This is a genomic window from Moraxella sp. FZLJ2109, from assembly GCF_024296965.1.
In the GTDB taxonomy this organism is placed as follows: Bacteria; Pseudomonadota; Gammaproteobacteria; order Pseudomonadales; family Moraxellaceae; genus Moraxella.
Window position 1 is genome coordinate 709,633 of the sequence record NZ_CP101112.1, and the last position, 25,905, is coordinate 735,537.

Below are 25,905 nucleotides of genomic sequence, written 5' to 3' on the forward strand. Positions count from 1 at the left end.
TAAAATATGATAATGAATTTTGCACAAAATACCTTACAAATCAAGCAATTAGGCTTCAAGCACGCCCAATACATCGCTTTCTTTCATGATCAATAGCTCTTCGCCATCGACTTTGACCGTCTGACCTGCATACTGGCTAAATAGTACAGTATCGCCAACTTTCACATCCAAAGCGCGCACACCTGCGTCGGTGATTTGACCATTGCCCACAGCGATCACTTCGCCTTGTTGTGGCTTTTCTTGAGCTGAACCCGGCAGCAAGATGCCACCTGCGGTTTTTTGCTCTTCTTCGGTGCGACGAACGACGATACGGTCATGTAGCGGACGAATTTTCATAATAACTCCATTGCAATGTTTTAAGGATAAAAGTGGAAAGAATATTGAGTATTTAGGTGGTGCTATGATGGCAAATTTTCAAGCAAGTTTTGTAAAAATTTGCCAAAAATTTCTCCAAAATCTGCCATGCGCTGCCAATTAACCAATTTACAATGTTTCTTGATTTGGGCGATAACTTGACACAAAAACGACAAAACGCCAAAAAATTCTCCTTGAATTTGTAACAAAATTTGTCCATTATAAGATCATCCCTTTTGGCTAATTACGAGAAAAATTATGAAAATGACTTATACCCTACCCCTAATCACTGCTGCATCACTGGCTGTCACGACCGTTAGCGCGCAAGCAGCTGTCGTTCCGAACTTTTCGGCAACCTATAAAGTCCAAGCCGAAGGCATCACAGGCACTGCCACGCGCACGCTTGCCAAGCAAGGCAATGGCTATCGCTACAGCGTCAAAGGCTCGGCACTGGGTGCAAGCATCAACCAAAGCTCGGATTTTACGATGAGTGCAAGTAGCGTCGTACCAAGCAAATCAAGCTCATCGACCAAATTTTTGGGCATCGGTAATACGCATAGCGTCGCGTTCAATGGTGCAAAAAAATCGGTCGCCAGCACCTATAAAGGCAAAACCACCAACATCAGTATGCCGCGCCAAGCTTATGATGATCTAAGCCTAGAAGTGAAAATCCGCCAAGAGCTGATGGCAGGTAAATTCAGTGGCTCATACCCACTGGTCAAGCGCACCAATATCGAAAATACCAAGTTCAAAAAAGCAGGCACAAGCAAAATCACCGTCCCTGCAGGTACTTATGAAGTGCTGCGCATCGACCGCGTACATGATGACAAGGATCGCACCACCAGTTTTTGGCTAGCACCAAGCCTAGATTATTTGCCTGTCAAAGTCAGCCAAACCGATGATGGCAAGGTCTATTCGATGGAACTGACTAAGATTAACTAATCAGTAATCTTAGTCGGCTATAAACCGATAGCCATAAACAAAGCCTTGATGAATTTGGGTCATCAAGGCTTTTTGTTTTATGCGTTTTGATTTATCACAACGATTTATGCATGGCAGGCAATCGCTTGAGTAGGACGAATAATTGACAATTAATCATCAGCAACAAAATCATCTCAAGCACCTGCACAGCCCACACTGCCATCGGCGCACCTTCATAGATCTTAAACAAGCTCATCACGCCTGCCACGCCCAGATACAACAGTGCCACCATACTCACCCACATCAGCGCATAAGGTGAATTGCCACGATGGATGCTCACAGCACATAATAGCGCAGGGATCAAGCCCAATATCTGCACGCCAATTCCTGCCCATAGGCTTGCACCTGTCGCTACCATAACAGCTACAGGATAGATGATGGCAGCTGTTATTAGCCACGCCATCCATGTTATACGCAAGGCGCGCTGCACGGGGGCGACAGGTTTTTGGACTTTGTCTTTTTTAACTCTCATCACGCACCTTGCAGCTGTTTGACCAGTATGGCTAGGCGTGTGCCTTGGGCGATTGCTAGGGTTTTTTCGTCTTGGGTCAGGCTGTGTTCATGGCGGCTGCCGGCGACGAAGCTTGCGCCATAGGGCGTGCCACCGCGCGTGGTCGCGGACAGTTCAGGGTGCGCGTACGGTAAGCCCATCAAAAGCATACCGTGATGCAATAGCGGCATCATCATAGTGATAAGTGTGCTTTCTTGACCGCCGTGCTGACTGCCTGTACTGGTGAACACGCACGCAGGCTTGCCTTGTAGATTGCCCGCCAGCCACGCGGTGACGGTATTGTCCCAAAAATATTTCATGCTTGCCGACATATTACCAAAATGCGTCGGACTGCCAAGCGCAAGCCCTGCGCACCCTGTCAGCTCATCAGCAGTGCAGTACAGATCGCCATCATCAGGAATGCTGTCCGCCACTTGTTCGGTGACTGCTGAGACCTTTGGCACACGGCGAATTTTCACCGCCATGCCTGTATCGGTGATGCCTTGGGCGATCAGATAAGCCAGCTGCTTGGTTGAGCCTTTGTTGGTGTCGTACAGCACCAAAATATACGGTGAAGTCATGGGAATATCCGTTTTATGTCAATGTATCAAATTTGCGCCTATTATACCAATAAAACCGCCCAAAACGCCATGCAAGCGTTTATCACGCACCAATGGTCACATATTTTCACAAATTAAAGGTTAGCATTTGGGGTTCGATTTGTTACACTAGTATAAATTCCATCAATTTTATAAAGACATTTTATACAGATTATACAGAGCTATGACCAATTTTTTGAATAAATTACCCTTTGCGCATCATGCGTGGTTCATGTATTTGCGATTGCTGGTTCGGCATTTTACCGAAGATGAATGCCAACAAAAAGCCGCAAGCCTAACCTACACAACCTTACTTGCCATCGTGCCTGTCTTGACGGTGGTACTGGTAATTTTCTCAAGCGTGCCTGCCCTAGAAGGCGTGCGCGATCAGATGCAGGCGGCGATTTATAATAATGTCATGCCATCATCAGGTGCGCAGATCAGCGGTTATATCCAAAATTTCGCCGAAAAGTCCAGTAATCTTGGTATCGTCGGTGTCATTGGTCTGTTTGTGACGGCGATTTTGACTTTGATCACCATTGAGCACGCGTTCAATAAAATTTGGCGCGTCGATGATCGCTCAGGCGGCGTATCTAGCCTGATTCGCTACTGGGTGATGATCACCATGGGTCCGATTGTACTCGGTGTGATTTTTGGTGCGTCAAGCGCGATTGCCAGTCTAAATTTTCTCAATCAAAAAATCGCAGGCTATGGCATCGACTGGGGCGTGTGGGCGTATCTATTGTCTTTCGGCTTGATGGTCGTGGGTTTTATCGGGATGTATTGGTTTATCCCAAAAGCGCAAGTACCCATCAAAAACGCCGCCATCGCAGGCACGATCATCGCGGTATTGTTTGAGCTACTCAAGCAAATCTTCGGTACAGTGATGACCAATTTCACCAGTTACGAAGCGATTTATGGTGCGTTCGCTGCCTTGCCGATTTTCCTACTGTGGATTTATTTGTCGTGGAATTTGATCTTGCTTGGTGTGCAGATCAGCTATACTTTGACGATTTTTGACACCCAAGAAGTACCTGTGCGCCATCCGCTATTAAGCCTATTGGACATGCTGAATTTGACTTATAAAAAATATCAGCAAGGGCAAACGGTGAGTGAAGATGAACTGCGCAAAACCTTGGGGCGTAAAGAGTTGCCGAAGTGGCATACTTATCTTAATCTTTTGCTTGATAATAATCTCATCACCCCGACGCGCGATAATCGCTATACGCTCAAAACCGATCTAAAAACGGTGAATCTATGGCAATTTTATAAAAATCTGCCCTATCCGCTGCCGATTCGCCGCGAACTTGATGAGCTTAAAGCTGCCGATTATGATCCGTGGTTCGTCGAGCTGTACAAGCAGCTGACGCGCATCGAAAAAGTCGCCAATGACGAGCTTGACATCAGCTTATCTGAGCTATTCGACGGCACGCCCCTACGCGAAAAGCACCGTATCGTCAAAATCAGCGATGAAGCTGCCAGCGAAAGCACCGATGCGGCAGGCTTTGATGATGACGCGCGCCGTACCATCGATGAAAATGGCAATGTCGTCATCATTCCAGATGGCAAAGCAAGCATCACCGAAAGCAAATTTGCCAAAGTGTTTCGCCTAATCAAAAGCGCGCGGCATTTTTTCGGTCGTAACAAAAAACACATCACCGACATCAAACGCGTGATCAGCAATGATGATAAAGGGTGATGCGTAAATTTGAGCGCCAGTATGTAGGTGTGTGATATGCACCGTTAAAATCCCAAATCTTAATGGTGCGTGGGACGCACCACAGTGTTTGTTAATTTATTAACTTTTTTTAATTAAATAATTATCATGTACCAAAACCGCTCATAATGATTTAAGCCTTTTTTCCCACCCACAAAAAAAATCACCGCTCAACTGAACGGTGATTTTTATTTAAGATAATCTTAAATTATTATCCAATGGTACTGCTGAAATCAACTCCGCCAAAGCGCGCTGATAAACACTACGCTTGAACGGCACGACGCCTGTCAAAGGATACCAATAACTCACCCATTGCCAATCATCAAACTCAGGCACACCGACATCAAAACGAATATAATCGGTATAAGCTTCATCCAAGCGCAGCAAAAACCATTTTTGTTTCTGCCCAATACACAAAGGCTCTTGCCCTGTACGCACATAGCGTTTTGGCAAGCGATACCGCAGCCAGTCGCGCGTCACCGCAAGCACTTCGACATGCTCAGGCAACAGACCCACTTCTTCATACAGCTCGCGGTACATCGCTTCTAGCGGTGTCTCACCCCGTCCAATCCCCCCTTGGGGAAATTGCCAACTGTCATGTCCGATGCGCTTTGCCCACAGCACTTGCCCTTGTGTATTGACTAAGATGATGCCGACATTGGGACGAAAACCGTCTGCATCAATCATAACTAAACTCTTAATTCATAAATTATTGAAATATCACCAGTTTTTGCCGATGACTTTACTTAGTGACTATTAAACCAAAAAAACGCCCAAAAAGGTAGGGCGTATTGAATATTCATAACATTATTTACATTTTAGAAATAATTTAGCAATATTTACCATTTTTACTATTAAAATCAGCTAAATCTTAATTTTCTTCGTCAAATCCCTTGATGATATTATTATATCACCTGCGGAATTTTCCTAGAAAATCAATCGATTTATCTCGCTTTTAATGGCAAATATAAAATTCAATACGCTCCAAGTTTTTTAAAATTATTTGCGATTTTGGTCAAAACAACTGGAAAAATAGCATTTTGTCCCGATTAAGCATACAGTTTTTATGGCGGCTTTTGCCAAAGTAATGTAAAATCGGTACAATACACATGATGCAAGATGAATTTTGAGCGGATAATCGTCAGATTGATTATTAATCGTAAAACTTTGATAAATTTTTATAAATGAATTAAATAAGGATAATAATATGGCTGAACTGAACGCAAGCTTAACTTGGCAAGATGGCGTGCATTTTGAAGGCGTATCACCATCAGGTCATACCGTACAAGTCGATGGCGCAAAAGAAAAAGGCGCAAGCCCAATGGAGCTGATTTTATTAGGCTTAGGTGGCTGTGCAAGCTATGATGTGGTCAGCATCCTAAAAAAATCACGCCAAGACATCCATGATGTGCGCTGCGAGATGCGCGCCATCCGCGCCGATACCGTACCTGCGGTCTTTACTGACATTCACCTGCACTTTGTGGTGACAGGCAAGGATGTCAAAGAATCGCAAGTGGCAAAAGCCATCGAACTGTCTGCCGAAAAATACTGCTCAGCATCGCGTATGCTGTCAGCAGGCGGCGTGAACATCACCCACGATTACGAAATTATCGCCGCATGATTTATGCATTATTCGCCCACACTACCAGTAAGCTTACCATCGTGTTGATGGTCATCGCGTCCTTGTTGCCGTGGCTATGCTCGGTGCTTGCCAAGGTCTCAGGCGGTTTTCGATTTGATAAAAATAATCAAAATCCGCGCCAGTTTTTGGCAAATGCCACTGGCATCGCCGCGCGCTTTAATCATGCACAAGCCAATGGTTATGAGACCTTGCCGATCTTTTTGGCGGCGGTGCTTGTGTGTCTGTACACCTTTGTGCCGATGGGGATTGTCAATCTGCTTGCCACAGGCTTTGTGCTGTTTCGCCTATGCTTTATTGCAAGCTATGCGGCGAATTTGGCTTTTGTGCGCTCGATCACTTGGTTGATGTCGATGATTTGCTGCTTGGGATTATTCGCCTTTGCGTTTTTGTTCGGGGTGTAATCTGTGAGATTAGGCAAGGTGTAACAGGGTGTGTGATACGCCCTGTTTTTTGCGGCTTCAGGTCGGGCTAAGGTCATGCTTTTCATGCTGTTTTTTACACAAGCACATGATTTTATGATGAGATTTTATGAGAAGATGACACTCTCTCCTTAACTTGTTAACGCACAAGCATTCTCTGTTACCTCCGATGCCACACAAACAAAACCTCAAATCATCGATTCGGGGTTTTGTTGATTTCAGAGTATGGATAAACGCATTACCACAGTGCCTAGCCAGCACCGATAACGCCCAAGAAATCACCTTGGGTGTTCACCGAGCCTGAGGCCTTGAACTTGATGATGCTATTTATCAACAAAAAAACCGCCCTGTTCAAGTGAACAAGGCGGTTTTTTTGTTTGGACTATCGTCCTAGTGGTGGATTACCACTGCCAGCCCATACCAGTACCGATGGTGAAGTCACCTTGGGTATTGGCAGAACCAGTCATCTTGAAGATCAAGCGTTCGTTGTCGCTCGCGCTAGAGAAACCAACCGCGATCGCACTTTCGCCTTTATGATGACCCAGACCCACACCGACTAGGTTTGCACCTGGACGGGTTACTTGTGGGATGTTCACCATAGCAGCCGAACCTGCTAGACCTGCACGCATATCATCTTCTAGATCATTGACACGGTCAACAACTGGCTGGATGATGGTTGGATCTACCGATAGGTCGAAATGACGCTGACCGTTCGCTGATACAGTTTCGTTCACTTTCACAGTGCCATCTGCTGAACCAACAGTAGTTTGTGTCGCTTTCAACTGAGCAACATTCACTGCATCGGTATCTGCCACACCGGTACCCACATTGCCAACGACATTGCCGCCCATATCAATGTTTGCACCTGGTGCTACAGTCAAGTCTTTATTGACAGTGACAGAATCAAAGGCTACATCTTTCTTGGTCGCTACAGTGTAGTTTAGACCTTCTTTGGTGATAGAGATATTATCACCTGCAGTCATGGTCACTGTATCACCTGGGTTCACCAGTTTGTCGCCACCAAGATCTTTTGACTCGCCTGTACCAGTATTTGCTACTGCGGCAGTAAAGCCTGAACCATTGATCGCTTTTGCTACATCACCAGCAGTTGCGATTGCATTTGGCTTAGCAGGTGTATTAACTGTACCATTTGCAGCATTGGTTAGCGGTGTCGTTACTACATCAACTTTGATGTCACCAGTGGCTGGATCAACAGTCACATTGGTGGTTGATGTGTTAGCAAAGTTGATATCACCATCACCACCTGAAGTTACGGTTGGCTTAGATGCCACTGCAGTTAGCTCACCAGCATTGTTTAGCTTGATGGTTTTGCCATCATACTTCACATTGTAAGTTACATTGCTAATAGTACCATCTTGATTGGTGGTGATATTAGCCGTTGTACCAGCACCATCGACGAAGTTAACTACATTAGATGCAGTGACTAGGTCTTTTTGCGTACCGTTTTCTTTTAGGTTCCAACCAGTGTTGTTAATGGTATTAACAATATCACCAACAGTTGCAACTTTGTCTGCATCTTCATCAGTTGCTGGTGCTGCTTTACCATCATTGCCTACGGTAGTGTTACCAGTGTTCACTTCAACTTTGATGCCGTCTGGTGTGTTAGTCACAGTTGTGGTGTCGCCATCAACTAGATTTACAGGACCAGTGACATTGTCGCCGTTTACTTGAGTCGTTGGCAAGATCGCAGAAACACGGCTGGTTACAGGTGTCTCAACTTTGGTGCCTGTACCGTTCTCACCAGTGTAGTAGTTACCATCTACATGTTGATATACAGGTACATCTTTACCATTTACCTTGGTTGCATAAGTAATTTCAGTAGTAGTGCCATCAACATTGACATTGTACTGAATGTTGCTTACATTGCCATCAGTGCTTGATTCAACTGTAGTACCTGTACCGTTTACGAAGTTAACGGTATCGTATGGCTTAACGAAGTCTAGATCACCTTGGTCAGCTGTCTTCAAGTTCCAGCCAGCGTTTAGTACGTCGCCTAGAGTTGCAGCGTTAGTCATATCACCTGCAGCAATCACTGGAGCATCTACTTTGGTTGTAGAATTTGCTTTATCGCCAGTGCTTACCGTTGTTGGCAAGGTGCTGTTTAGGTTGCTGATAACATTCTTACCTTCTGGTGTAGTACCGATGGTAATAGGTGCATTGTTAACAACATTGCCTTGTGCGTCAGTGTATGTACCACCAACTTTGGTGCTGTTGAAGGTTACATCATCAGCTGTTGCATAGGTATAAGTTACGTTACCATCTGCATCAACTTCTTGAGTAACTTCCATATTCTTGCCAGCTTCGAAGTTTACTGCTTTACCTGCAGAGATCTTCGTGTTGGCTGCGCCACCAGTTGCAGTTGTAGAGTTGGTGAACCAACCTACACCATTGATCGTGTTGATGATATCGCCAACAGTTGCAACTTTGTTTGCATCTTCGGTAGTCACAGGTGCTGCTTTACCATCAGTACCTACGGTAGTATTACCAGTATTGACTTCAACTTTGATGCCTGCTGGTGTGTTAGTTACAGTAGTAGTATTACCGTTAACTAGATTTACAGGACCAGTGACATTGCCGCCATTTACTTGAGTCGTTGGCTGTACAGCAGTGATTTGGCTGGTTACAGGACCAGTGTATTCTTTACCTGCAGCATCTTTATAGATGACTGAACCGTCTGGTTGAGTTTCTGCAGTTAGTGCGCCACCAGTTGCATCTACATAAGTAATCTTAGTAGTGCTGTTGTCAACGTTTACGTTGTACTGGATGTTGCTTACATTGCCATCAGTGCTTGATTCAACTGAAGTACCTACACCGTTTACGAAGTTAACAGTATCGTATGGCTTAACGAAGTCTAGGTCACCTTGGTCAGCTGTCTTCAAGTTCCAACCAGCGTTTAGTACATCGCCTAGAGTAGCAGCGTTAGTGGTTACAGGGTTAGTTGGAGCAACGCCTGATTTACCGCCATCAACTGTGCTTGGCTCTGGTAGAGTGGTGGTTAGGTTGTTGATAGCATTAACCACAGTACCATTTGGATTAACAGTTGTACCGATAGTGATTGGGTTCACTAGGGTATCACCTTGCTTGGTGCCACCGATAGTCGTGCTGTTGAAGGTTACATCATCAGCTGTTGCATAGGTGTAAGTTACATTACCATTTTCGATGGTTTGAGTAACTTCCATATTCTTGCCAGCTTCGAAGTTTACTGCTTGACCTGCAGAGATCTTCGTGTTGGCTGCGCCACCAGTTGCAGTTGTAGAGTTGGTGAACCAGCCTACATTGTTGATGGTGTTGATGATGTCGCCAACAGTTGCAACTTTGTCTGCATCTGCATCAGTTGCTGGTGCTGCTTTACCATCAGTGCCTACAGTGGTGTTACCAGTGTTCACTTCAACTTTGATGCCGTCTGGTGTGTTGGTCACAGTTGTGGTGTTGCCATCAACTAGATTTACAGGGCCAGTGACATTGTCGCCGTTTACTTGGGTAACAGGTTGTACTGCTTCGATCGCACCAGTCGTGCTGTTGATCTTAACAGTGCTATTATCTACTTTAACATCGTATTGGATACTGCTTACATTGCCATCAGTGCTTGATGCGACTGTCGTGCCATTACCATTTTTGAACTCAACAGTATCGTATGGCTTAACAAAGTCTAGAGCGCCATCAGTTGCTGTTTGGTCAGCAGCTTTTAGGTTCCAGCCAGCATTTAGGACATCGCCCAGAGTTGCAGCGTTCGTAGTAGTTGCTGTAGTAGGATCAAATGTACCTTTGGTTGTGTCAACAGGTAGTGTGGTAGTCAAGTTGCTGATGGTATTAACCACAGTACCGTCGTCTGGATTAACAGTTGTACCGATAGTGATTGGGTTCACTAGGGTATCACCTTGCTTGGTGCCACCGATAGTCGTGCTGTTGAAGGTTACGTCATCAGCTGTTGCATAGGTGTAAGAAATAACATCTTTGCCGTCAACTTTGGTCACATTTTGAGTGACTTCCATGTTTTTGCCAGCTTCGAAGTTTACAGTCTCACCTGGGTTAACCAAAGTTTCAGCTGCTGTACCAGTTGCTGTGGTTGAGTTAGTTTTCCAACCTGAATTGTTGATTGCACCTACAACAGTGCTTACATTAGCAAGTTTGTTGCCATCTTCTGTGGTCGTAGGCGCTGCTACACCATCAGTAGATGTGATGTTGCCAATGATTGCAGAATCAGATAGGTTAACATCAACTTTAATATCACTTGAAGTACCATCAGTACTTGGTGTTACAGTAACAGTAGTACCTGCACCGTCAATAAAGTTCACTTTATCGTATGGGGTTACTACGTCTTTGTTTACACCACGCTCTTGCAATGTCCAGCCAGCGTTTAGGACATCACCTAGAGTCGCAGCATTAGTTAGCACATCGCCTGTTGGTTTTGGTGTAACCGTTTCGCCTGCTACTGGTGGCTGGATAGTAGTCGTCAAGTTGCTGATGACATTTTTGCCGTCTGTAGTACCAATCGTGATTGGTGCACCAGCTGGCTTGCCATCTTGGTTTAATGTACCGCCAATCACTGTGCTGTTGAACACTGGGTTGGTTGACATTTGGATTTGAACACCTTTGTCATCCACGATAGTTTGGATGTTCTTGGCACTATAATCACCTGCAGTCGCTGCATCAGTGTTGCGTTCTGAAATTACTGCATCTTTTGCACCTTCAATGCTGAAAGTATCACCAAGCTGTACTTGCTTACCATCTTCAGCAGCGAATAGCTCAGCAGTTGGATCATTTGGATCCATGACAGCAGTGTCAATGTTTTTGTTTGCAGTTACAGTGAATGGCTTAGCTGCTTGCTCAGCGACATAGTATAGCTGTGAACCGTTGATTGCGTCAGTAGAAGTTGCAGAGATTTCACCCGCTGCGACATTTTGGACACGACGCTCATCACCTGCTGCACCTACTGATACTGCACCATTAGCTGTGTCACCAGCAAAGCCACCGTAAGTAAGACCGCCAACTTTAGCATCAGCTACAGTACCTGTATCACCTGCAGTCGTAGTAGCGCCTGCTACTTGGTCAGTGTCTAGTACCGCTGTACCGACTGCACCGCCTGCAGTGACTTCAGTACCATTACCTAAATAGACTGAGTTTTTCACTGTGCCTAGTGGATTATCCGTACCGTCTGCATTACGGCTAACATTGCTGCCTAGTACAAAGGTATCTGCCGTCGTAATGGTGTTGTTGTTACCAAACGCATAAGAGCGGTCAGCACCTGCACGGATGTAGTTCGGGTCACCGAATGTACCTGAGTAGTTTGCTTCAATCACATGACCATAACCAACAGAAGTTGATTGAGTACCAACAACGGTTGCATCATTACCTACGATGATTGAATCATTGCCTTTAGCAAGGCTGTGTGAACCAATAACAATTTCGCCTTCTGTTGTCGTAGCGGCAGCTAGAGCATCTCGTGCAGCATTTTCTGCGCTATGTGCTGCGCCACGCGCAGGACGATATTGGTCAAGGAAAGTTTTGCGGTCATCACCTGTCAAGCCCTGAGCATCTGCATCAGCGACTGCTTTATCCCAAATTGCGTCTTGTTCTAGACGAGCTGCGTTTAGTGCTACTAGGTTATCCCATTCGGCACGAGTTACACCTGTTGCAGAATTAGTACCGATAGCAACTGCTTCAACTGTAGGCGTGTGCGTAAAAGTACCAACTGCAATGCTGTCAGTCTTCATCGCATTGGTCATACGACCGATAGCTGTTGCATTTACAGCTGATGCATTAGCAACAGAACCAAATACAGCCGCATCTAATGCTTTAGCTTTTGAATAATAACCGACCGCTGTTGCACGATCAGCGCTCGCACCAGTTTGAGCACCGATTGCGATTGAGTTTTTGCCAGATGCACCAGCAAAATAACCATTTGCGATTGCATACGCACCAGTAGCTTTTGAGCTAGAACCCATTGCTAATGAGTCGCCACCATTTGCCAATGCCAATGCACCGATTGCTGTATCACGCAGATTATTAGCATTCGCACTGCGACCAAGTGCAAGAGCACTTTCTGCCGTTGCATTTGCTTCAAAGCCTGCCGCTACCGTATAGTGACCGCTACCTAACGCTTTGGTACCTAGTACAGTTGCATTTTGTCCATCTGCAGTCGCCACCTGACCAAATGCTACAGAGCCTGCGTTTGCATAAGCATGGTCACCCACTGCAGTTGCTGCACCTAGTGGCAAAGTCTCGCCATTTTTTGCTTTTACGGTAACTTGAACACCATTATTGTATGCAGCTATACCTTTTGCATAGGTTGCATTACCGATAGCGATTACGCCTGGAGCATTACCTGCCATTACATCAACGATAGTATCACGACCAATGGCAATCGCACCAGATGCACCAAATTTAGGCTGTCCTTGGATTTGGCTGTTGATACCCATTGCGATACCGCCATCATAGGCGATAGTGTTACTACCTAGAGAGATTGCACCGCCTTTGGTTACATCGATATCACTACCGCCGACTGCAGTTGAGTTATAACCGTATGCGATACCATATTGTGAAGTTGCTGTAGATTTCACACCTGCGGTGGTAGAGTATAGGCCTTGTGCACCTGCTGCTTCGGTGATATTACCGATGTTTTCTACAGCATCACCAGTTTTAGCGTTAGTGCCGTTATTGGTGTGGAAATAGATTTGACCAACTTGACCACCCAATACATCTAGGGCTGCATATAGCTGTGAGCCGTTGATGGCATCGGTAGATACATTGGTGATTGCACCTGGTGCGACATTCTTGATTTGACGCTCTGCATCTTTACGACCAACTGAGACATATTGACCTGCATCTGACACTTGACCTGCAAAGCCATCATAAGTCAATGTCGCTGCACCTGAGCCGATGGTAACTGATTTAACAGTTTCCACAGGGGTGACGGTCATACCATCTGTGCCTGCTGTAACATTTTTAACTTTGCCATCAGCTTCGGTCTGCTTGGTAACCACTTCTGTAGAACGATCGCCCAAAACTACAGAACCATCCGTGCTTAGAGAGTCAATAGCATTACCTAGTGCGACAGAACGCTCGCCTGTTACACTGGTATCAGAACCAAAGGCGATTGATGAGATACCTGTATCAGCTACTTTTGAGTTTGTACCGATTGATACAGAATCTTGGGCAAATGCAGATGCGTTCGCACCATAGGCAAGTGCATTATCAGCCGTTGCAATAGCTGCCGCACCAACCGCAGTTGCATTGGTTGCATTTGCAAGTGCTTTATAGCCTAGTGCAGTTGCATTCACTGCTAGAGCATTGGCACCTGTACCTACTGCTGTGGTGTAGTCGCCTTCTGCTACCGCACCTGCTGCGATTGCCACACCACCTTTGGTAGAAACAAGTGAAGTTGAGGACATGCCCGCACCGGATGGTGTAGTTTGATTACCCACACGAGCACCTGTACCAATCGCAGTACCTAGCTCAGCACCCGCTTCAACAAATGCAGAAGTACCAATCGCTGTACCAAAAAGCTCGTTTGAATGCGATTTGGCACCGATAGCAACAGAACCCTCTTTAGCGTAAGTAGTTTCATACCAACTAACACCATTAATAGTTTCTGTGTTGGCTGCAAGTGAGGTACCAACAATTTTCTCATATGTTTCTAGGGCATCTGGTGTAGTAACAGCACCCATATCATTGTTACCAATCGCAACCGATGAATGGCCAGCTACAACTTGAGCACCAATAGCAATAGACTGATCGCCAATGGCACGAGAATCATAGCCAATTGCTGTCGCTTCATTTGATCTTAGATTGACATTTATACCTTCTTCATTGATAAGTGTTCTCTCGACACCATTTTCATCGACAATACCTGCTCGATACATTAGACGAGACGCAGTCAAATCACCAGAAACGGTCGCGTAATCTGCATCGGTTAGGCTTACTGCGGTACCGTATGCTGCATCCTTAGGGGTTAAGAAACCAGTTAGCGAATTGGTACCAAGAGCCGTAATACCACGGTTTTGATCAATGCGTGATACATTTCGTGCCAATGCATCCGCACCAAGTACTACTGAAGCCCTGGCTTGACTATCTTCCATGCGAATAAGCTGAGCCCCTGCACCGATAGCAATGCCTTTCATCTGAGTTTCAACTTTTGCATCTTGTCCAATTGCGATAGCGTTTTGATTTGTAACATTCGCATTTGTACCAATTGCAATAGCATGTGCACCTGTTGACTTAGCATTATGACCAATAGCAGTAGAGCGAGAGGCGGTAGCTGTTGACGCTTCGCCAATTGCGATTGCATGCCATCCTGAGGCTACTGCTGTACCTTGCGCAGGTGTTGTACCACTCATAGTACCGATGGCGACTGCACCCAGTGCCTGCGTACTGATTGTGCTTACAGCAGCAACAGCTACCGCAGTAGCCAGTGCCGTCTTAGCAGTCTTGACTGATTTTGTTTTGCCCTTTGAGCGAGCGATCTCCGAAACGGCTGTCCAGCTTTGGGTAGCGTGGTTCCAGATAACTTTAAAAGCTTTATTCATAATTTCTCTACATTACTTAAAACAAAGTAAACCTCCACCCCATCAGATCGTCAAATCAGCTGGAGTGAAGTGTGTGTGTTTTCAGCAAGATAACAGTAACCCTACTGACAACTTTCGACGCTATATTACCACTATGTCGTGTATATCCATAGCAGTGTTTTATGGGTGTTTTGTTAATGAATTGCATATAAAATATACAAATTTTGGCGGTTTTCTATACAAATCTATGATAATGATCATCATGCAGATGGGTGGGGATTCGATTTTTTGTGCGTGGTGTAGTTGAGAATTATTCTATACAAATTCTGTGATCGCGGCGCATTATCTGAGAAAAATGCCATGAAATCAATGAATTATATAAAATATTTCAAAAACCGCCCCTGTGCTATTTTTATCGATGGGGGGGGGGTAAAGCTAATTTTATTTATTAGATATATTAATGTATTTTTAATAATACAGTGCACGGTTGTATCGGTGAAATCATGTTACAGAATTATTGCTGTAGTATGATTGGGAAAATTGAAGATTGGGATTGGTGTTTTTTTTTGGGATTGACGCATTGGTTGTTTAATGGTGCGTTGGGTGTGCTCAAATATATTTGAAAATTAAATATCGTAGGGTGCGTGGGACGCACCTTTTTGGGTGAAGATGGTTGATTTTTCATGAGTTTTTTATAATTTTATATTGGTTATTGTAATGGCGCGTGAGACGCACCCTTGTATCTCACCAAGACTAGCTATCTTAATGGTGGCATGATAGATTATACCATCGATCCTTGGTTGCTTGAGAGTTTGTACGCACCCTAAGCACTACTTTTGGTCGATAGCCAGTAACGATCGTATGGTTTGCGGATTTTCCTTGGCATGGCGAATCTGCGCAACCACGACTGTACGATGCGTAAAATCTATCGAATAATAAATCAGCAAAGAAAATCTTGAAAGTGCCATCTTATACACGGGTGCATCACCTTGATAAAACACCACAACATGACGCTCTGGAAAGCTTGCCAAAGTCTCAATATAATCAATCATATACTCGGTCAAACTCTCGAGTAAAACTGGATCATGTGATCTGGCGTTATAAAACTCGAGCAACGCCTTTAAATCATTCCAAGCTGATTCTAAAACGGTGATTTGATAAGTCATACATCACGCTGATTTTGTAATTTCTTTACAAAATCTCTGATATCTTTTTTGGCAATATGCCAATCCATGACTGACTCATCCCCTGCATAATAACGCTCAAGACGCTGAGACAGAACCGCATCAGCTTGTCGATCCGCCTGCATTTCGCACTCTTTGGCGATGACTGCTTTTTCGAGCAGTTCATTGATGAAGTGATTTATGGTGGTTTTTTCTTGCTGTAGGATCACATCCAGTCTGGCTTTGAGGTCAGGATGGATTTTCGCGCTGATACTGGCATACATAGCAGTTTCCTAATGTTGGAAAATCTTCTTATTTGTTCTTATTGTATCTGATTGTGTAGTGATATTCAAATTTTTTGGGTGGTTTTGCATTAACCGTAAGGATTTTGAGCATTTACCAATTATACTCATCAATCCAACTCACTCCACACAAAGCGCACCAGCACCTGCAATGCCACCGCGGTCAAAATCCACGGCATCGCCGCTGTCAGCCACGGCATCGGCATCTTATGCCGTAGGATCGTACCCAGCCACGAACCAATCACCGCCGAGATACTCATCATCACGATCACTTGCCAATAGTCCAAAAAATGAAAACCCAACACCATATAGGCGATGATCTTTAGCACATGAAAAAAGGTCATCATCACCGAAGCAGTACTGATGGCGGTGTTCATGTCGTCGTATTTTTGGATCAAAGGCGGCACATGCAGCGGGCCGGGACTACCGACGAACATCCCGATACCCATCTGGATAAAGCCGATGACGAAGAAATTTTGGCGATTTTCAAGCCATCGCTTAATCGGCTTAACCCACACGATGAGCAAAATATACACCGCGATAAATAACGGCACCCATTCTAGATCAATGAACCGCACCAACAGCCAAAACACCGCAATGCCACACAGCGACCCCACCACATAAGGCGTAACATACCGCCAATCCAGACTATCACGCCCAAACCACGCCCGACTGGCATTACTGGCAAGCTGCCCTGCCGCGTGCACTGGCACGATCGCCGCCGCAGGCAAAAACAGCGGCAACAGCCCCACCAAAATCGAGCCACCGCCAAGCCCTGTGATGCCTGTCAGCAAGGATGTCAAAAAATTGACCAACGCCAAAAGCAGATCATTTATCATGGATTTTTATCATCATTATCATTTTATCAATCGCTATATTATACCCAAAAATGCACGCAGGTGATGGCATGGTTAAGCAAATTTGAAAAAGATCGGAAAAACAAGAAAATCTGTACAAGTGGACATGCATAAGCTTGATTTAAGCATTATTTCAAAGTTGGCAGACGATAAATTCATCAAAAAGCCACTGTTAAACTGTGTTATAATGAGCAGTTTACCCATCTATCTATTTTATTGATCAGACAGGCAGCACATGACCGCACAACATTCCTTAATCGCAAGCCCAAGCAAAAAAGGCAAGCCCACCGCTCGAGCACGCAAACGCTTGGCAGATGCCCCACCGATTGACTTTACTATCACCAATCTTGCCCATGATGGGCGTGGCGTAGCGGTCTATGAAACCGATAACGAATCGCATAATCCCGACAAAGCTGGCAAAAAAATCTTCGTAAGCTTCGCTCTGCCAAACGAAACCGTCTCGGTCAAAGTCACCAGCAGTAAAAAGACCTTTGAAGAAGGTGATGCCAAAGCCATCATCTCAAACCCCCATCCACAACGCCAGACGCCGCCATGTCCGCATTTCACCGTCTGCGGTGGTTGCAGTCTTCAGCATTGGGATGCTGATGGTCAAATCGCCTTTAAGCAATCGGTACTCTCAGAACTACTCGCCCATCAAGCAGGTGTACAGCCAGATAACTGGCTACCCCCACTGGTTGGTGATCGCCTAGGTTATCGTACCAAGGCTCGCATGGGCGTACGCTTCGTTGCCAAAAAAGAATCGGCTTTGGTCGGCTTTCGTGAACGTGGCAGCAACTTTCTATCCGAACTGAACGAATGCCACATCTTAGACCCACGCATCGGCTTTGAGATCGAAAACCTAAAAGCACTGATCACCACGCTCGATGCTCGTGATCATATCCCACAGCTTGAAGTGGCGATGGGTGAGACGCTCTCTCATGTCCCTGACAGTGCCAAGTCTGTCGCCATCATCGTCCGCCATATGGTACCGCTGAGTGATGATGACATTGCCAAACTAAAAGCTTTCTTTGCTGAGCGTCATTGGCAGCTATTCTTACAACCCAAAGGCTCAGACACTGTGCATCGCATTGATACCGATGGTGCTCGAGACAGTTCATTGACTGTGCCACCAACTGGCGGACTGTTTTATCATTTGCCAAATTTTGAGCTGACTTATGAATTCTCACCACTGGATTTCACGCAGGTAAATCTGTCGGTGAACCGCAAGATGATGGATTTGGCGTGTGAGCTACTGGACCTACAAGCCGGTGAACGGGTGCTGGATTTGTTCTGCGGACTTGGGAATTTTAGCTTAGCACTAGCCCGCAAGGTAGGCGAGACAGGCTTTGTCGTCGGTGTCGAAGGCTCAGAGCAGATGACCGAACGCGCCAAGATGAATGCGATCGCCAATGGCATCCATCATACCGAATTTTATGCCCAAGATTTGACGCAGGATTTCTCAGATAAGCCATGGGCGACTGGCGAACATCAGTTTGATGCCCTACTCATCGACCCGCCCCGCTCTGGTGCATGGGAAGTGATGGCATATCTGCCAAAATTCAACGCCAAACGCATCGTCTATGTCTCATGCAATCCTGCCACGCTTGCCCGTGATACCAAAGCACTCATCGACGCTGGCTATCGCTTGACCCATGCTGGGGTGATGGATATGTTTAGCCATACTGGTCATGTGGAGAGTATCGCTCGGTTTGAGAAAGTGGCGTGATGGTAATTTAATTTACCCGAAACAAAACCCCAAGAAAATCAATTTCTTGGGGTTTTGTTTATTATTTAGAGCAAATCAAGCATCACCAAATTTGCGAGTTTTTTTGGCTTGGCGTTTGGCAAAAAAGACTTCTTCGACTGCTTTTGGGCGATGGCTGCCGTGTGGGCGATCTTTGAATGACTTAGCGCCTGCTTTTGCCCCTTTATCAAAGCTTGGCTTGTCTTTGCCAAACTTCTCACGGCGATCAGCTCGTGCACCACGCTCAAAACGGTCATTGCGGTCAAATTTCGGCGCATCAAAGCCTTTATCAAAGCCCTTATCAAAACGACGCTCGCCACGATGCTCAAAACCACGCTCATTACGCTCTGAACGCTCAAAGCGATCGCCATCGGCACGATAGTAGCTGTCACGATTTTTGTATGGCTTATCAAAGCTACGCTCACCACGATCGCCACGCTCACGATGCTCAAAACGCTCTTCACGATTAAAACGCTCAGACTTCGGCTGATCAAACTGACGCTCTGAGCGGTCTTGGCGGTCAAAACGCTCTGGGCGGTCGCTACGGTTGAAACGGTCTTGACGCTCCGTGCGGTCAAATGAACGACGCTCACTACCACCGAAACGCTCACGGCTATCGGCACGCTCACGGCTGTCAAATCTTGGCTGATCAAACCCACGGTCAAAACGCTCTGAACGATCACGGCCATCAAAGCGGTCTTGACGCTCGAAACGCTCGCCACGAGCTTCGAGGCGATCCGAACGCTCAAAGCGATCCGAACGACCTTCAAAACGTGGCTTGCGACCATATCCACCACGATCGCCACGACCTTGACCATCACGATCATCACGGCGACGGTTGCGGCCACCCTTACGGCGTGGTTCATCGATGATGCCAAAATTACGGCGTGGCTCTAGCCCTTCGATGGTGGCTGTGGTCATATCACGCTTAAGATAGCGGTTGATATTGGCAAGTTGTTTATTATCATCTAGGCTACACAAGTTCACCGCCACACCTGTACGACCTGCACGACCACAACGACCGATACGATGGACATAGTCTTCGACTTGGCGAGGCAAATCATAGTTCACCACATGGCTGATGGCTGAGATGTCGATACCACGAGCAGCGACATCGGTGGCGATGAGTAGATCGCATTTGCCTGATTTCATATCACCGACGATGCGGTTACGCTTGCCTTGTGGCAAATCGCCATGCAGATAGCGTGCCTTGTAGCCGACTTCGTTTAGGGTGTCGGCAAGCTTTTCGGTGGATAGCTTGGTGGCGGTAAAGATGACTGCCTGTTTGATTTCAGGGTTGTTCAGCACTTCAAGCAGGATTTTGTTTTTGTGATTAAAATCATCACAAAAATACACACTCTCATCGATGTGCGCTGACTCAACCTTAATCGAGACTCGCTCAGGATTGGTGGTAAAGCTCTCAGCAATCTTGCCCACCGCACCATCCCAAGTGGCAGATGACATCACCGTTTGGCGAGTGCTTGGGGTATTTTCTAGGATTTCTTTGATATCATCAGCAAAGCCCATATCCAGCATACGATCCGCTTCATCGAGAATCAGCATATCCAGACCTGATAAATCGATGCGACCTTCACGCATATGGTCAATCAGACGGCCTGGGGTGGCGACGATGACCTGCACGCCCTTGCGTAGTGCGCGCAGCTGCCCACCATAAGGCGCACCGCCTACCAAAGGCACACTAAACATCCCACGCATCCCATCGCCATAGCGACGCACGCTGTCATGCACCTGCAAGGCAAGCTCACGAGTCGGGGTCAAAATCAGTGCATGGATATGCTTTTCAAGCTTTGGTAAGCGGCTCATCTTATCCAGTACGGGTAGTACAAACGCCGCTGTCTTGCCAGAGCCTGTCTGAGCTGATAACAGCAAATCACGGCCATTCAAGGCATGCGGAATGGCTTGAGCTTGGATGGGTGTTGGGGTGGTGTAGCCACTTTTGGTCAGGGCTTTGATGATGCCTTTGTGCAGACCTAAGTCAGAAAATTGTAGTACGAACTCGCCTGCTTGCTCGTCTGCGTGGGCGGTGTCTGTGGTGTGTAATTGATCAGTCATAAGAACCTTGTATCAGTCATGCCCCCACGATGAGCCAATTTTTTTGGTCAAAAAACCGACAAGCCAACTTTAAGCAGATGCTTAAGGCTTGCTACAAAATTGCATTTTGGATTTGGGTGGCGTATTGTCGCTCAACTGCTTGTCGTGGTGCAAAAGCACAATAAAGAACAAGCCAAAATCATCGCGACAGTTAGGACTAATAAAGATAAAATAGACAAAGCAGGTGGCAAGCCACAAACTTAGCAAGAAATCATATCATCACATGGGTCAAGTCAAACTTACCCATCAAAATCGGTGCGATGTCATCAAAAGCGTGTGTGAATTATTCACGAAAAATGAGATTATAGCACAGCTTGGATAAAATTACTTGGATTATTTTATAAAAATTATGCGTCATGACTTTTTGGCATAAAATTTATCGATTTCATCTTTAAAATTACCCTTTTAGGTGCCATAATACATGGGATATACTATATAAAATAAAACTGGTTTGGACAAGGATACAACCGTGGTACAGATTCGTGACAGCCTACCCTTATTGGGCGGCAACAGTAGCAGCATGGATAGTGCGACACTGGCAGCAAGTTTGGTCGCCAAACAGCTGCATCCTGATTTTAAGGCACAGCTTGCCAATCACAAGCTGGTCAGCGCCCTTGACCATACCAACAGCACCATCAATCCAAGCGATTTGAATGTCTCAGACATCGACATCGAAGCGTGGATTGCCAAAGTGGCTGCTCGTATCGGCAAGGATGATTTGCCCATTTTGCGTAAAGCCTGCCAATTTGTCCAAATCCAAGTCAACAAACCCCATGTCACCCGCTCAGGTGCCTACATCACAGGCATCGGCATGGCAGATATTTTGGCGTATCTATTCCAAGACGAAAACGCCCTAGCTGCTGCCATGCTGTATCGCACCGCTCGCCGTGAGCTTGTGAGCATTGATACTATTAAGAAAAACTTCGGAGAAGACATCGCGCACTTGGTGATGGATACGCTTGCGATGGGTAAGCTGTCTGAGAGCATCGAGAGCAATAAGCGACTTGAAGATTATTTTGAGAGCAATCAAAGAGACCAATTATCCAATATCTACAGTATGCTCATCAGCACCACCAATGATGTGCGTGCGGTACTGATCAAGCTTGCTGAGCGTACCTTTGCGATGCGTGAGCTGTCATTCTCACCGCCTGATCGCCAAAAACGGGTGGCTCGTGAGGTGATGACCATCTATGCCCCACTGGCACATCGCCTATCGATTGCCCAGCTGAAGTGGGAGCTGGAAGATTTGGCATTTCGCTATCTTGCCCCCGAAGAATACAAAAAAATCGCATCGCTACTTGCCGAGAAGCGTAGCGAACGAGAAGCCTATATCGAGTCAGTCAAAGCCAAACTCAGTGCCGAGCTTGAACGAGCCGGCATCCAAGGCGAAGTCTCTGGGCGTGTCAAGCACATCTACTCCATCTGGCGTAAGATGAAATCAAAGAACCTGTCTTTTGATCAGCTATATGACATCCGAGCCCTCAGAGTGATGGTCAATACCAATGCCGAATGCTACTATACGCTGGGTATCGTGCATGGTCTGTGGCGGCACATTCCTGAGCAGTTTGATGACTATATCACCAACCCCAAGCCCAACGGCTATAAGTCACTGCACACAGCGGTAATCGCTGAGAATCGCACGCTTGAGGTGCAGATTCGTACCTTTGATATGCACTTTGAGGCAGAGCTTGGTAAGGCATCGCACGTCAATTATAAAGAAGGCCTAAAAGCCAAAAAAGACGATTATCTCACCCAAAAAATCAGCTCATTGCGTCAGCTACTGGGTCAAGACATCCCTGATGGCGAAGATGAGATCGATCTGGATGTGGATAATGCCGAGCGGATTTATGTCTTTAGCCGTGATGGTGATATCACCGAGCTACCAAAAGGCTCAACAGTGCTAGACTTTGCTTATTATGTACATACCGAAGTCGGCAACCGTGCCCAAGGTGCTCGTGTCAATGGTCGCTATGTACCGCTGACCCATCAGCCAAAGACAGGCGATCAGATTGAGATTATCACCAAATCTAGCCGTGAGCCGAATCGTGATTGGCTGATGCCATCCTTAGGCTATATTCACACGAGCCGTGCCAAGTCCAAACTGCGTCAGTGGTTCAACAAACAAGATCGCGATAAGAATATCGAGACAGGCAAGGGACTACTGCTCAAAGAATTTGATCGTTTATCCATCGCCGCCAATCAGGTGAACTTAAGCGACTATTTTCAGACGCTCAACGTCAAATCCGAAGATGATCTGTATGTCGCGCTGGTTATCGGTGATATCAGTGTCACCCAAATCAGCAACTTGGTCGCCCAAAAACTGCACATCGCAGAACCTGCACCAGATGTGCCAAGCATCGACATCAAGACACCTGCTCGCACCAATAAGTTTAAGATTGACTTGGATGGCTTTGATAATGTCGAGATGCACCTTGCCAAGTGCTGCAATCCTGTGCATGGCGAGCCGATTGCAGGTTTTGTGACTTTATCAAATGGCGTCAGTATTCACAATCAAGGCTGTCCTGAGTACCTAAGACTGATCGAAAAAGAACCTGATCGTGGCATTCATGCACATTGGCAAGATAGCTTCGGTCGCTATCAGCCTGTGGTGATTCATGTCGAAGCACAAAATACATCAGGCCTGCTCAGAGATCTTGTGCACGTCATTGACCGCGAAAAGGTCAATATCAGCCGAGCCGAAACGGTGAGTAATGACGGTGCGATGAGTCATATGAAGTTTTATGTGGAAGTAGCAGGCATATCGCACTTATCACGCCTGCTCAACAAAATCGAACAACAGCCAGGCGTATTACACGCGCGTCGAGCGACCGCCTAACGCTTTAGTAATATTGACCAATGCTGTGATAGCAAGCGGCATTGGCTTTTTTAGCCCATACAGCCAGATACCATGCCAGAATTACCCGAAGTCGAAACCACCAAGGCAAGCCTTGAGCCACTCTTGCACCAAGCTGTCACCAAAGTCAGCATTCGCTATCCGACTTTGCGTTATGCCATCCCCAAGGACTTAGATTCGCTCATTGGCTTTCGTCTAGTGGCAGTGCATCGCCGTGCCAAATATCTATTGCTGGATTTTTATCATCAAGCGGATAATCGCCACAAAACCGTACTGGTGCACCTTGGTATGTCAGGTAGCCTACAGCAGCATCACGACATCGAGCCACGCAAACACGATCATCTGCTCATCGACTTTATCAATGATGATGGCATGGTGACGACACTGCATTATCATGATCCCAGACGCTTTGGGATGATATTGTGGACGCACAATGACGACTACATCGATACACCAGACACCACCGAGCGGTTCTTGGCACACCTAGGCCCTGAGCCGCTCGATGATGCCTTTGATGTCGATTATCTACGAGCGTTAATTTTCCCTGCCAACAAAAAGCCTGTCGCCAAACCCATCAAAACGCTGATCATGGATCAGTCGGTGGTCGTTGGCGTGGGCAATATCTATGCTGCCGAAAGCCTGTTTTTGTCGCACATTCACCCTTTGACACCAGCGTGCCGCATCGATGATGATAAGCTTGAAAAGCTCGTCGCCAACATCAAAGACATCCTTACCAAAGCCATCATTCAAGGCGGCTCAAGCCTTAAGGATTTCACCGTCGGCGACGGCAAAACTGGCTATTTTCAACAGACGCTACTGGTCTATGGGCGTGATGGTGAACACTGTTATCACTGTGGTAGCCTACTTGAAAACACCAAAATCAGCGGACGAGCCAGTGTGTATTGCCCCGGCTGCCAGCCTTTGTGATTTGGTCTAAATTTTTGATGATTGGCAAGATACTTATTTACAAAATACGGATATTTTTGTAATATATCTGTAATAAATTCTTTGAAATACTTGCCAATACATCATGAGCACACAGACTTATTATGACATCCTAGGTGTCGCCCAAAGCGCCGACATCACCATCATTCAAGCCGCTTATCACGCCCAAGTCAATAAATATCGACACGACCCCACACAGGCGCATATGCTTGGTATGGTCAATCAAGCTTATGATGTACTAAGCAACCCTGCCAAGCGAGCTGATTATGATGCTTGGCTCAGAGTTAATCAGTCTCAACCTGCCACACCGCCTTACACACCACCAGCGCAGGTGTATCAAATGCCCTCTGAACCCAGTTATCGCACGCCTGCCAAGACGAGTAATTCCAAGATTGTTGCTTGGCTGATTGGACTGTTTTTTGTGCTATTGACCATTATTGTACTGGCATATATGTTCTTGTCATCGGTCGGTACATTTGATGACGATGACTCTGTCACACCAATCAATCAGCCGGCTCAAACTACGCCCGTAACACTACAAGAAGTGCAGCCACTTGAGCCAACGACACCTGTCACCATCGATCCACCTGCTCCTGTAGTGACCGTGACCAAAGAGCAGCAAACGGCGCGCAACCAAGCACACGCCCAATATCTGGCAGCAGTCAATCGCATCAATAGCGTGTGGAATAGCCTACCCAAATCTACCCAAAACGCCCTACGCGCCGAGCAACGAGCCATCAATGCTAAGCGTGAAGCCGACTGCAAAGCCCAAGCCGCCAGCCAATACACCGCCGCCATCGACCAAGAAGCTGCTCGATATCAGTGCGAAGTGCCTCGTATGGATGCTCGTACCGAAGAGCTGCGTGTCTATGCCGAAACCATCCGCAGTCAAGCAACGCCTGCCCAAAGCAATGTCAGCGATGACCCTGTGGACTATCTCAGCCCATCAGAAGCACGTGCGCTATACGAAGCATCTGTGGCGAACATCAATGATGTCTGGAACAATCTATCTGATGACACAAGAGAAGCTCTGCGTGCCGAGCAGCGTGCCATCAATGCCGAACGCGAAGCCCGTTGTAAGCAATATGCCAAAGATTATTACAATAGCAAAAACGACCAAACCGTCGCCCGCTATCTGTGTGAAGTACCTGAGCTTGATGCTCGTGCAATGGAGCTTTCGGAGTATTATTGAAGCTAAGAG

Annotated in this window: 17 protein-coding genes; 8 read left to right on the top strand and 9 right to left on the bottom strand. The window is 46.4% G+C overall.

Annotated elements, in window-relative coordinates:
- Positions 1 to 48 precede the first annotated feature (48 nt).
- Positions 49 to 339, bottom strand: a complete 291-nt coding sequence (locus tag NKU06_RS03360; protein WP_254732130.1) for a co-chaperone GroES — start codon at positions 337 to 339, stop codon at positions 49 to 51.
- 273 nt (positions 340 to 612) lie between these two features.
- Here NKU06_RS03360 and NKU06_RS03365 point away from each other — a divergent pair, with 273 nt between their 5' ends.
- Entirely contained in the window at positions 613 to 1,296 is a 684-nt protein-coding gene (locus tag NKU06_RS03365) for a DUF3108 domain-containing protein (protein ID WP_254728777.1), read from the top strand.
- A gap of 94 nt (positions 1,297 to 1,390) precedes the next feature.
- On the opposite strand, the gene NKU06_RS03370 is transcribed toward NKU06_RS03365, so the two are convergent.
- Positions 1,391 to 1,807 (bottom strand): hypothetical protein, encoded by a 417-nt coding sequence (locus NKU06_RS03370; protein WP_254728778.1) that lies wholly within the window; start codon positions 1,805 to 1,807, stop codon positions 1,391 to 1,393.
- Complete coding sequence (gene wrbA / locus NKU06_RS03375) at positions 1,807 to 2,406, bottom strand: NAD(P)H:quinone oxidoreductase (RefSeq protein WP_254728779.1); 600 nt, start codon at positions 2,404 to 2,406, stop codon at positions 1,807 to 1,809. The genes NKU06_RS03370 and wrbA overlap by 1 nt, the downstream gene beginning before the upstream one ends.
- Positions 2,407 to 2,608: 202 nt before the next feature.
- Here wrbA and NKU06_RS03380 point away from each other — a divergent pair, with 202 nt between their 5' ends.
- A complete protein-coding gene (locus NKU06_RS03380; RefSeq protein ID WP_254728780.1) occupies positions 2,609 to 4,123 on the top strand; it encodes a YihY family inner membrane protein in 1,515 nt (504 codons plus the stop codon).
- A gap of 210 nt (positions 4,124 to 4,333) precedes the next feature.
- On the opposite strand, the gene NKU06_RS03385 is transcribed toward NKU06_RS03380, so the two are convergent.
- Positions 4,334 to 4,828: an RNA pyrophosphohydrolase gene (locus tag NKU06_RS03385; RefSeq protein WP_253222921.1), complete on the bottom strand. Its 495-nt coding sequence runs from the start codon at positions 4,826 to 4,828 to the stop codon at positions 4,334 to 4,336.
- A gap of 520 nt (positions 4,829 to 5,348) precedes the next feature.
- Between NKU06_RS03385 and NKU06_RS03390 the strand changes: the two genes are divergently transcribed.
- On the top strand, positions 5,349 to 5,762 hold the full coding sequence (locus tag NKU06_RS03390) for an OsmC family protein (RefSeq protein ID WP_254728781.1): 414 nt from the start codon (positions 5,349 to 5,351) through the stop codon (positions 5,760 to 5,762).
- Positions 5,759 to 6,184 carry an MAPEG family protein gene (locus tag NKU06_RS03395; RefSeq protein ID WP_253222919.1) on the top strand — a complete coding sequence of 142 codons (426 nt, stop codon included), beginning with the start codon at positions 5,759 to 5,761 and terminating at the stop codon, positions 6,182 to 6,184. Before NKU06_RS03390 ends, NKU06_RS03395 begins: the two co-directional genes overlap by 4 nt.
- Positions 6,185 to 6,603: 419 nt before the next feature.
- On the opposite strand, the gene NKU06_RS03400 is transcribed toward NKU06_RS03395, so the two are convergent.
- The 4 genes from NKU06_RS03400 to NKU06_RS03415 all read right to left on the bottom strand — a co-directional run bounded on the left by NKU06_RS03400 (position 6,604) and on the right by NKU06_RS03415 (position 17,031).
- Positions 6,604 to 14,748, bottom strand: a complete 8,145-nt coding sequence (locus tag NKU06_RS03400) for a YadA-like family protein (RefSeq protein ID WP_254769565.1) — start codon at positions 14,746 to 14,748, stop codon at positions 6,604 to 6,606.
- A gap of 809 nt (positions 14,749 to 15,557) precedes the next feature.
- Complete coding sequence (locus tag NKU06_RS03405; RefSeq protein WP_254728783.1) at positions 15,558 to 15,893, bottom strand: type II toxin-antitoxin system RelE/ParE family toxin; 336 nt, start codon at positions 15,891 to 15,893, stop codon at positions 15,558 to 15,560.
- Positions 15,890 to 16,174 (bottom strand): hypothetical protein, encoded by a 285-nt coding sequence (locus NKU06_RS03410; RefSeq protein WP_254728784.1) that lies wholly within the window; start codon positions 16,172 to 16,174, stop codon positions 15,890 to 15,892. Before NKU06_RS03410 ends, NKU06_RS03405 begins: the two co-directional genes overlap by 4 nt.
- Positions 16,175 to 16,302: 128 nt before the next feature.
- Positions 16,303 to 17,031, bottom strand: coding sequence for a sulfite exporter TauE/SafE family protein (locus NKU06_RS03415; protein WP_254728785.1), 729 nt, complete (start codon positions 17,029 to 17,031; stop codon positions 16,303 to 16,305).
- A gap of 253 nt (positions 17,032 to 17,284) precedes the next feature.
- On the opposite strand from NKU06_RS03415, the gene rlmD reads away from it, so the two are divergent.
- A complete protein-coding gene (rlmD, locus tag NKU06_RS03420) occupies positions 17,285 to 18,775 on the top strand; it encodes a 23S rRNA (uracil(1939)-C(5))-methyltransferase RlmD (RefSeq protein WP_254728786.1) in 1,491 nt (496 codons plus the stop codon).
- Positions 18,776 to 18,850: 75 nt separating this feature from the next.
- Here the strand turns inward: rlmD and NKU06_RS03425 are convergent, their stop codons facing one another.
- Positions 18,851 to 20,866: a DEAD/DEAH box helicase gene (locus tag NKU06_RS03425; RefSeq protein WP_254728787.1), complete on the bottom strand. Its 2,016-nt coding sequence runs from the start codon at positions 20,864 to 20,866 to the stop codon at positions 18,851 to 18,853.
- Between the two features lie 508 nt (positions 20,867 to 21,374).
- On the opposite strand from NKU06_RS03425, the gene NKU06_RS03430 reads away from it, so the two are divergent.
- The 3 genes from NKU06_RS03430 (at position 21,375) to NKU06_RS03440 (ending at position 25,896) form a co-directional block, all read left to right on the top strand.
- Positions 21,375 to 23,741 carry a bifunctional (p)ppGpp synthetase/guanosine-3',5'-bis(diphosphate) 3'-pyrophosphohydrolase gene (locus NKU06_RS03430; protein ID WP_254728788.1) on the top strand — a complete coding sequence of 789 codons (2,367 nt, stop codon included), beginning with the start codon at positions 21,375 to 21,377 and terminating at the stop codon, positions 23,739 to 23,741.
- A gap of 72 nt (positions 23,742 to 23,813) precedes the next feature.
- The gene (mutM, locus tag NKU06_RS03435) at positions 23,814 to 24,686 is read left to right on the top strand and encodes a bifunctional DNA-formamidopyrimidine glycosylase/DNA-(apurinic or apyrimidinic site) lyase (protein ID WP_254728789.1); all 873 of its coding nucleotides are present in this window, start codon (positions 23,814 to 23,816) and stop codon (positions 24,684 to 24,686) included.
- Positions 24,687 to 24,789: 103 nt separating this feature from the next.
- On the top strand, positions 24,790 to 25,896 hold the full coding sequence (locus NKU06_RS03440; protein ID WP_254728790.1) for a DnaJ domain-containing protein: 1,107 nt from the start codon (positions 24,790 to 24,792) through the stop codon (positions 25,894 to 25,896).
- Positions 25,897 to 25,905: the final 9 nt, after the last annotated feature.